The following is an 8,756-nucleotide window of genomic DNA, read 5'->3' as shown; positions in this document are numbered from 1 at the left end:
TCACCGCCGCCGGCGTGGCGCTGCCCGACACGCAGGCCGGCGGTGGCTGGGCCACATTCCCCGAGCCTGGAAAGTGGCTGGCTCACCGCTCGGCGGGGGCGCGACCCGGACCGCAACGAGTCCGTTGACGACGCCACTAGCGTGAGGGAACACCCGCGAGAGCACCACGAGAGGCACTCCCATGACCGAGCTCCACGTCGTCGCCACCATCCCCGTCAAGGCCGAGCACGTGGAGGCACTCCGCGAGGCGCTCAACGGCCTGGCCGAGGCCACCCGTCAGGAGCCGGGGTGCCTCGCCTACGACCTGTACGAGTCCGCGGCCGCCCCGGGTGTTTTCGTGACCGTCGAGCGCTGGACCGACCAGGCGGCGCTCGACGCCCACATGCAGGCGCCGCACGTCGCCGCGGCCTTCGCCTCGGCGGACGGGGCGCTCGCCGGCGAGGTGGCCATCCACCCGCTGGTGCCGGTCGCCGGGTAGCCGCCACCCCTACGGGGGCTCGATCGGGTGGAAAGCAGTTGAGGGGTTTACCATCCGAATGAGCGTGTGCGAGGACCGCATGGGCACGTGATTGCTCAAACAGATGGGACCGCCCGTGGAACGACTCGCCCAAGGCTTCAGGCTGGGGGATCGCTACGTCCTCGAGGAGCGCATCGCCTCCGGCGGGATGGCCGACGTGTGGCGCGGCATGGACGACGTCCTCCAGCGCGCCGTGGCCGTCAAGATCATGCGGGCCGACCCGGACAACGAGGAGATCTTCGCCAAGCGGTTCCGCGACGAGGCCCGCCACTCCGCGTCGCTGATGCACACCAACATCACCACGGTCTTCGACTACGGCGAGGACGACCACCTCACCTACCTCGTCATGGAGCTCGTCCCGGGCGCCCCGCTGTCCGCGGTGATCCGCGAGGCGGGCACCCTCGAGCCCGACGTGGTGCGCTCGATCATCGGGCAGGCCGCGCTCGCCCTGGGCGTGGCGCACGAGGCGCGGGTCGTGCACCGCGACGTCAAGCCGGCCAACATCCTGGTTCGCGACGACGGCGTCGTGATGCTCACCGACTTCGGCATCGCGCGGGCCCTCGACGCCCGCGGCCACACCCGCGTCGGCGAGATGCTCGGCACCCCCAACTACATCAGCCCCGAGCAGGCCCTGGGCCAGCCCGCGACCGGTGCGAGCGACCTCTACGCCCTCGGTGTGGTCGCCCACGAGATGCTCACCGGCACGCGTCCCTTCGACCGGGGTACGCCGATCGCCACCGCGATGTCGCACGTCAACGAGCCGCCCCCGCCGCTGGCCGAGGAGGTCCCGGCCGAGCTGCGCGCCGTCGTGGCCGCCCTGCTGGAGAAGAAGCCGGGCGATCGTCCCGCCAACGCCCGCGCGGTGGCCGAGATGATGGGCATCGCCACGACGGAGCTCGCCGGACTCGCCGACGGTCTCGCGTCCCTCGTGGACGGCGACCACGCGGACGACACCGCGACCCCGGCGCACTCCGTCACCCCCGCGCGCGAGGTCGTCGATGCCACCCCGGCGGAGGACGTCCACACGGTCGCCACGCCGGTCACGGACCTGCTGGCCTGATCCGGGTCCGGGACGCGGCGGTGACGGGTGCGGCCCGGGAGCAGCTCCTCCGAGGCCGATCGCCCCGGTCCGGATGACCCCACCGGACGCGGCGCGCCCGTCGTCCTGACCGCCGCCGTCGTGCTGACGGCCGTGCTGGTGCGGCTGCCGTTCCTGGCGGGACCGCTCGCACCGGACGAGGCGGGCTTCTTGATGGTCGGCGCCCAGTGGGCGCCGGGCAGCAGCCTGTACGGCGACTACTGGGTCGACCGGCCGCCCGGCCTCGTCGCCCTGTCGGGGCTGGCCCACCTCCTCGGCGGAGGTGTCGCGCTGCGCCTGATCGGGGCCGCGGCGGCCGCCGCCGCTGTCGCGATGGCCGCGCTGCTCGGGCGACGGCTAGCGCCGGCCCACCGGTGGTCGGGTCCGGCCTGCGCGCTCCTGGCGGCGGCGCTGGTGTCCAACCCGCTGCTGTCGGTGCGCGAGGTGGGGGGCGAGGTGCTCGCGCTCCCGTTCCTCCTTGCCGGAGCCTGGATGCTCTTCACCGCCCTCCAATGGCGCTCCCGCACCTGGGCCCTCGGGGCCGGGGCGGCGGGGGCGGTCGCCGCGTCGGTCAAGCAGAACCTCGGCGACGTCCTCGTGCTCGCCGTCCTCCTGGCGGTGGCCCTCGTCGTCGCGCACCGGCGGCGTCGCGCCGTGTGGCTGGTGGCCTGGTGCGCCGCGGGTGCCGCCGTGCTCAGCGCGGTGCTCCTCGCGCTCGCCGCCACGCGCGGTACGTCGCCCGGCGGGCTGTGGGAGGCCGTCGTGCTGTTCCGGGTGCACGCCAGCGAGGTGATCGCCTCGGAGGCGTCCACCGCGACGGGCATCCGGCGCGGCTGGCTGGTCGAGGCGTTCGTGGCCAGTGGGGCACCCGTCGTCCTGCTCCTGCTGGTCCGGCTGCCGTGGCGACCGAGCGGCGCCCGGGACCCGGCGGCGGCGTACCTGACCTGGGTCGCGGCCGGTCTCGTCGTCTGGGAGGCCGTCTCGGTCGCGGCCGGCGGCAGCTACTGGCTGCACTACCTCGTCGGGATGGTTCCGGGCCTGGTCCTGGTGCTGGCCCTTGGGCTGCGACGACAGGCGCTACCCGACACGACGGGTGGGCCACAGCAGGGCGGCACCCTCGTGACGGTCGCCCTCGTCGCCGTGGTGGCCTCGACGGTGATCGGGCTGACGGTCGTGTCGTGGCGGCCCACGCCACGCCCGGCCGACGAGCAGGCGGTGATCGACTTCCTGCGCGCCCACCGGGACGGACCGCGGACGGGGGTGGTGGCCTTCGGGGACGCCTCGCTGCTCGAGGCCTCCGGCCTCAGCAGCCCCTACCCCTACCTGTGGAGCCTCCCGGTGCGCGTGCGGGACCCGCGGCTCCTCGACCTGGACCGCGTGCTGCGCGGCGGGGCCGCGCCGACCTGGATCGTGCGGCACGGTACGACGCTCACGTCGTGGGGCATCGACGCCCACCGGGCGGACGAGATCATCGGCCGCCACTACGAGACCGTCTTCACGTCCGGCGACTACGAGGTGCTGGCCAGGCGGTCGGACTGAGCCGCCGCCCGCAACCTCCACGGCTGGAGCCTGAGGGCCGGACCCGTCAGGCGCGGTGGCGGAGGCGACCGACGCGGCCGTCGCCACCGGCGGCCCAGCAGGAGCCGTCGCGGGTGCAGTCCAGGGTGTGGAAGCGGACGGTGCTGAAGCGCTCGAAGGTGCGGCCACCGTCCGTCGAGACGCTGCTGCCGCCGACGTCGCCGGACTCGCCGACGACGACCAGTCGCCCGCGCGAGAAGGAGGCGTCCTCGCCGAGGTGGGTCAGGTCGCCGGCGCCCGTCCAGGTGCGGCCGTCGCGGGTCCGGGCGGTGGCGTCGACACCGTCGTCGGGCGCCTCGAAGTCGCCGCCGACGGCCACGCCGTGGTCACGGTCGCGGAAGGCGAGGCCGAAGACCCCGGCGGCGTCGCCCGCCGGGATGGTGGTCTCGTGCGCGGTCCAGTGCCGACCGCCGTCGGCGGAGCGGAAGACGCGGGAGGCGGCGCCACCGCTGCCGAAGTACGCACGCTGCCCGGAGATCACGAGGCAGTCGCCGCTGGCGGAGAAGTTGAACTCACCGGTGGAGTCGGGCATGCCGGCGTCCGAGAGCACCGACCAGGAGCGCCCGCCGTCCCGGGTGGAGGCGATGCGGAACTTCCCGTCCACGGGGTCGCTCACGGCCAGGCCGCGCCTGCCACCGGGGTAGAAGTCCATGCAGTTGTAGAACGCGGCCTTCTCGGTGTTGCGGAAGGTCTCGGTCCAGGTGCGCCCACCGTCGGTGGTGCGGTAGATGCGGGACGCCTTGCCCTCGCCGATGGCGAGGATYGACGCCGTCCGGGCGTCGGTCGCCTCGACGTCGCGGAAGTTGAGCCCGGCCGTGCGCGGGGGGCTGACGTCCTGCCAGGAGCGGCCGCGGTCGGTGGTGCGGTAGACCTTGGCGTCCCCACCGTCGGTGAGGCTGGCGCCGGTGACCCACGCCGTACGGGCGTCGACGGCGTCGAGGCCGCGGAAGCTCTGGTCGGCGTCCACCACGGTCGTCCGCCAGGCGAGGCGGGTTGATCCGTCGGAGCGGGCGGTGCCGGTCGTGGCGACCGACGCCGGCGCGGCGAGGAGGGGGAGGGACAGCAGGACGGGGAGGGCGAGCAGCCCGAGACGTGAGCGCATGTCGGCACACTCCCGCAGCGTCCGGCCGGTGTCCAGCACCCCCCGGGTCGCAAGGCGACGGGAGGTGGTGTCGCATCCGGGCCGGACCGTTCGTGGAGAGGGTGACGGGCGCCCGATCAGTAGGGTGCCACCGACGAGAGGACGCATCATGACCACCACCCAGTACCTGCTCGGAGTCCACCACGGCGACGAGGTCACCTGGCCCGAGGGAGTCACCGCGGACCGCGTGATGGCCGACGTCGACGCCTTCAACGCCCGGCTGCGGGAGGAGGGCCGGTGGGTGTTCGCCGGCGGCCTGCAGCCGGCGTCGTCCGCGACGGTCGTCGACGCCAGTGGCGGTGAGCCGGTCGTCACCGACGGTCCGTACGTCGAGTCCAAGGAGTACCTCGGCGGCTTCTGGGTCATCGAGGCAGCCGACCTCGACGAGGCGATGCGCTGGGGCACCGAGGCCTCGGCCGCGTGCCACGGACCGGTCGAGGTGCGCCCGTTCCAGTCCGAGTGAGGACCGGGTGAGCACGGGGGCGGGGACGGACGCCCGGGAGGCACTGGGCCGGGTCGTCCACGAGGAGCACGGCCGGATCGTCGGCGCGCTGGTGCGGCGCTACGGCGACGTCGACCTGGCCGAGGACGCCGTCGCGGAGGCCCTCGAGGTGGCGTGGCAGAAGTGGCCGGTCGACGGCGTGCCGCCCAACCCGGCCGCCTGGCTCACCACGACGGCACACCGCAAGGCGCTCGACCGACTCCGTCGCGAGTCCTCACGCCTGCACCGCGAGAAGGAGGCGACGGCGATGCTGGACACCCCCACCGATCCGCTGGGCGTCGTCGACGACGACCGGCTCCGGCTGTTCTTCATGTGCTGCCACCCCTCGCTCGCCCTCGAGACCCGGGTCGCCCTCACCCTGCGGCTGGTGGCCGGGCTCACCGTGGCGGAGATCGCCGCCGGCTTCCTCACCGAGGAGCGGGCGATGGCCCAGCGGATCACCCGCGCCAAGCGCAAGATCCGTGACGCCCGGATCCCGTTCCGGGTGCCCGCGCGCGAGGACCTGCCCGGGCGGCTCGGGGGCGTGCTGGCCGCGCTCTACCTGGTCTTCAACGAGGGCTACCTCTCGGTCGGCGCCGAGAGCGGGCACCGTCCCGACCTGGCCGACGAGGCGATCCGGCTGACCCGCCAGCTGGTGGCCATGTTGCCGGCCGAGCCCGAGGTGCAGGGCCTGCTGGCGCTGATGCTCATCACACGTGCCCGCGACGACGCCCGCGTCGTCGACGGCCGGCTGGTGCTGCTCGAGGACCAGGACCGCTCCCGGTGGGACGTCGAGCTCCTCGCCGAGGGACGGACGCTCGTGCGGGCGCTGCTCGCGCTCGGTCGCCCCGGGCCCTACCAGGTGCAGGCGGCGATCGGGGCCGCGCACACCGACGAGCGGGTGCCGTGGGTCGAGGTGGTCGGGCTCTACGACCTGCTGCTCACCCTGGTGCCGAGCCCGGTGGTGCGGCTCAACCGGGCCCTCGCGGTCGGGAGGGTGGAGGGACCGGCAGCGGCGCTGATCCTCGTCGACGACCTCGACCTCGCGTCGTACCACTCGTGGCACGTGGCGCGGGCCCACCTGCTCGGCGAGCTCGGACGCGAGGCGGAGGCGCGCGCGGCGCTGGACGCCGCGCTCGCGCTGGACCCCACGCCGCTGGAGCGCGACCACCTCGCCCGGCTGCGCTCGGAGCGGGACGGGTCCTGACCGACCGGCTCAGGCGAAGGCGTCGGAGCCGAGGTCCTGCTCGCCGGCCGCGAGGGCGTCCACGATCCGCCGGGCGACGTCCTCGGGGTCCAGGCCCTGCGGCAGCCGGGGCGCCTCCCCGCAGAGCGGACGGGTGGCGAGGCCGGTCTCGGTGTGCGGCGGCCGGACGTCGAGGACGGTGACGCGGGACCGGCGCAGCTCCGTGCGCAGGGCGGTGGCGACGGCGCTGAGCGCCGCCTTGCTGGCCGAGTACGCCGCCATGCCCGGCAGCGGGCGCTCGGCGACCACCGCGGAGATCTGGAGGACGAAGCCCTGCGACTCCGCCAGCGCCGGCAGGAGGCGCCGGACGAGGAAGAGCGGGCCGACGACGTTGGTGAGGAACAGCTCCTCGATGACCTCGTCGGGGGTGTCGGCGAGCGGCCCGAAGGCGACGACGCCGGCCGCGTTGACGAGCCCGTCGAGCCCGCCGTACGCCGACGTGGCGGCCTCGAGGACCGCCTCGCCGGCCGTGGCGTCCCCGACCTCGGCGACCACGACGGGAGCGTCGATGCCGAGGGCTGCGATGCGTTCGCGGTCCCGGCCCACCAGCAGCAGCCGGGCGCCGCGGCGTACCAGCTCGTGGGCGACCAGCGAGCCCAACGCACCACTGGCCCCCACGACAGCGATCCGGGCACCGTCCAGCTCACGTGCGCTCATGCGGGCGACATTAACCGCCCCCTGACTACCGTGCCCCTCGTGCCGACCCTCACCCCCCGCGTCGCCGACATCCACGTCGCCAAGGCCACCCGGCTCCCGATGCGGTCCGTCGACCGGGTGGATGTCGAGGCGGGCAGGGGGATCGTCGGCGACCGCTACCACGGCACGCGGCACCGGCACGTGACCGTGCAGAGCGCGACCGCCCTGGCGGAGTCGGCTCAGGTGTTCGGCCGCGAGATCCCGGCCGCGCTGACGCGCCGCAACCTCACCATCACCGACGGCGTGGTGCCCCGGGACCCCGGTGCCCGGATCCGGATCGGGGACGTGCTGCTCGAGGTGGTCCGGGTCGCGGCCCCGTGCAAGCTCCTCGACGACACCATCGGCGCGGGCGCCCAGGAGGCGCTGCGGCGTCGGGCCGGATCGGTCTGCCGGGTGCTGGAGTCGGGCACGGTGCGGGTGGGCGACGAGGTCGACCTCGAGGTCCCCCCGGTCGTGTGACCCGGGCCACGGGCGATCGCCCCCGGATATGCGTCCGGGCGCGTCGCGTCGTAGCGTCGAGCGACGTGACCACGCACGAGACGACACGTCAGCAGACCTCCGACGCCGGATTCCTCGGCCAGCCCTCCGTGCTGGCCAACCTCTTCGGCGTCGAGCTGTGGGAGCGGTTCAGCTTCTACGGCATGCAGGGGATCCTGCTCATCTACCTGTACTTCTCCGTCGCCGACGGCGGACTCGGCATCGACCAGTCCACCGCGACCGGCATCGTCGGCGCGTACGGCGGGGCCGTCTACCTCTCCACCATCCTCGGCGCCTGGCTGGCCGACCGGCTGATCGGCGCCGAGCGCACGCTCTTCTACGCCGCCGTCACGGTGATGGTCGGCCACATCGCGCTGGCGCTGGTCCCCGGGCTCACGGGTGTCGGGGTCGGCCTGGTGCTGATCGCGCTGGGCAGCGGTGGCGTCAAGGCCAACGCGACCTCGCTGGTCGGGTCGCTGTACGACGAGCACGACGAGCGCCGCGACGCGGGTTTCTCGCTGTTCTACATGGGCATCAACATCGGCGCGCTCGTCGGACCGCTCCTCACCGGGGTGCTCCAGAAGCAGTGGGGCTTCCACGCCGGCTTCGCGCTGGCCGCGATCGGCATGGCCGCCGGCCTCGTGCAGTACACCCTCGGGCGCAGCAAGCTGCCCGAGGAGACCCACCACGTCCCCGACCCGCTCCCCGCCGACCGGCGGGTGCGGTACGCCGCGGGGCTGGCCGCCGTCGTCGCCCTCGTGGTGGTGCTGTGCGTCGTCGGCGTCATCACCGTCGAGCGCCTGGCCAACATCGTGATCGGTGTCAGCGTCGTCGCCGCGATCGGGCTCTTCACGATGATGCTCGTCGACCGTGAGGTGCAGGGCGCCGAGCGGCGCCGGGTGCTGGCGATGATCCCGCTGTTCGCGTGCAGCGCCGTCTTCTGGTCGCTCTACCAGCAGCAGTTCACCGTGGTGACGATCTACGCCGACGAGCGGCTGGACCGCAACCTCTTCGGCTGGGAGATGCCCATCTCGTGGGTGCAGTCGATCAACCCGGTCTTCATCATCGTGCTGRCCGGCGTCTTCGCGACGATGTGGACCCGCCTCGGTGACCGGGCCCCGTGGACGCCGGTGAAGTTCGGGCTGTCCACGATCCTGATGGGCGTCGCGTTCTTCCTGTTCCTGGCGATGCCCTCGGGCGCCGGCACCGTGCCGCTCCTCGGCCTGGCGCTGATCCTGCTGGTCTTCACCCTCGCCGAGCTGCTGATCTCCCCGGTGGGGCTGTCGGTGGCGACCAAGCTGGCGCCGCGCAAGTACCTCACCCAGATGGTGGCGCTGTTCTTCCTCTCCGTCGCCCTCGGCACCGCCATGGCCGGCCAGCTCGCCGGCTACTACTCGGTCGACGACGAGCAGCCGTTCTTCCTGTGGATCGGGATGGCCTCGGTCGTCACCGGGGTCGTGGTGCTGGCGCTGGCCAAGCCCATCCGGGGGCTGATGTCGGGCGTGCGCTGAGGCCTGTCCCCGGTGTGGGCTCGCCCAGGCG

The 8,756-nt window shown here is 73.7% G+C and carries 9 protein-coding genes; 7 read left to right on the top strand and 2 right to left on the bottom strand.

Annotated features, from left to right (window positions below; genetic code table 11):
- Positions 1 to 181: 181 nt before the first annotated feature.
- From AC1DQF_RS06595 to AC1DQF_RS06585, 3 genes are all read left to right on the top strand, one after another.
- Positions 182 to 478 carry a putative quinol monooxygenase gene (locus tag AC1DQF_RS06595; RefSeq protein ID WP_477524413.1) on the top strand — a complete coding sequence of 99 codons (297 nt, stop codon included), beginning with the start codon at positions 182 to 184 and terminating at the stop codon, positions 476 to 478.
- A gap of 115 nt (positions 479 to 593) precedes the next feature.
- Positions 594 to 1,577, top strand: coding sequence for a serine/threonine-protein kinase (locus tag AC1DQF_RS06590; protein WP_477524412.1), 984 nt, complete (start codon positions 594 to 596; stop codon positions 1,575 to 1,577).
- A 120-nt stretch (positions 1,578 to 1,697) separates the two neighbouring features.
- Positions 1,698 to 3,134, top strand: coding sequence for a hypothetical protein (locus AC1DQF_RS06585; RefSeq protein ID WP_477524411.1), 1,437 nt, complete (start codon positions 1,698 to 1,700; stop codon positions 3,132 to 3,134).
- Between the two features lie 46 nt (positions 3,135 to 3,180).
- Here the strand turns inward: AC1DQF_RS06585 and AC1DQF_RS06580 are convergent, their stop codons facing one another.
- On the bottom strand, positions 3,181 to 4,275 hold the full coding sequence (locus AC1DQF_RS06580) for a WD40/YVTN/BNR-like repeat-containing protein (RefSeq protein WP_477524410.1): 1,095 nt from the start codon (positions 4,273 to 4,275) through the stop codon (positions 3,181 to 3,183).
- Between the two features lie 148 nt (positions 4,276 to 4,423).
- On the opposite strand from AC1DQF_RS06580, the gene AC1DQF_RS06575 reads away from it, so the two are divergent.
- Positions 4,424 to 4,777, top strand: coding sequence for a YciI family protein (locus AC1DQF_RS06575; RefSeq protein WP_477524409.1), 354 nt, complete (start codon positions 4,424 to 4,426; stop codon positions 4,775 to 4,777).
- A 7-nt stretch (positions 4,778 to 4,784) separates the two neighbouring features.
- Positions 4,785 to 6,002, top strand: coding sequence for an RNA polymerase sigma factor (locus AC1DQF_RS06570; RefSeq protein ID WP_477524408.1), 1,218 nt, complete (start codon positions 4,785 to 4,787; stop codon positions 6,000 to 6,002).
- Positions 6,003 to 6,011: 9 nt separating this feature from the next.
- Here AC1DQF_RS06570 and AC1DQF_RS06565 read toward each other — a convergent pair whose 3' ends face one another.
- Positions 6,012 to 6,698: an SDR family NAD(P)-dependent oxidoreductase gene (locus AC1DQF_RS06565; protein WP_477524407.1), complete on the bottom strand. Its 687-nt coding sequence runs from the start codon at positions 6,696 to 6,698 to the stop codon at positions 6,012 to 6,014.
- Between the two features lie 39 nt (positions 6,699 to 6,737).
- Here AC1DQF_RS06565 and AC1DQF_RS06560 point away from each other — a divergent pair, with 39 nt between their 5' ends.
- Together AC1DQF_RS06560 and AC1DQF_RS06555 are read left to right on the top strand one after the other, a co-directional pair.
- Positions 6,738 to 7,196, top strand: coding sequence for an MOSC domain-containing protein (locus AC1DQF_RS06560; protein ID WP_477524406.1), 459 nt, complete (start codon positions 6,738 to 6,740; stop codon positions 7,194 to 7,196).
- A 65-nt stretch (positions 7,197 to 7,261) separates the two neighbouring features.
- Positions 7,262 to 8,725, top strand: coding sequence for a peptide MFS transporter (locus AC1DQF_RS06555; RefSeq protein WP_477524405.1), 1,464 nt, complete (start codon positions 7,262 to 7,264; stop codon positions 8,723 to 8,725).
- Positions 8,726 to 8,756: the final 31 nt, after the last annotated feature.

The organism is Nocardioides sp. P4_G4, from assembly GCF_056401085.1.
Note: the sequence above shows the minus strand (reverse complement) of the source record. Positions and strands in the feature narration are given on the sequence as shown.

Coding starts and splice junctions, on each gene's coding strand:
- AC1DQF_RS06595 (WP_477524413.1), top strand. CDS start 182: ATGACCGAGCTCCACGTCGTCGCCACCATCCCCGTCAAGGCCGAGCAC.
- AC1DQF_RS06575 (WP_477524409.1), top strand. CDS start 4,424: ATGACCACCACCCAGTACCTGCTCGGAGTCCACCACGGCGACGAGGTC.
- AC1DQF_RS06565 (WP_477524407.1), bottom strand. CDS start 6,698: ATGAGCGCACGTGAGCTGGACGGTGCCCGGATCGCTGTCGTGGGGGCC.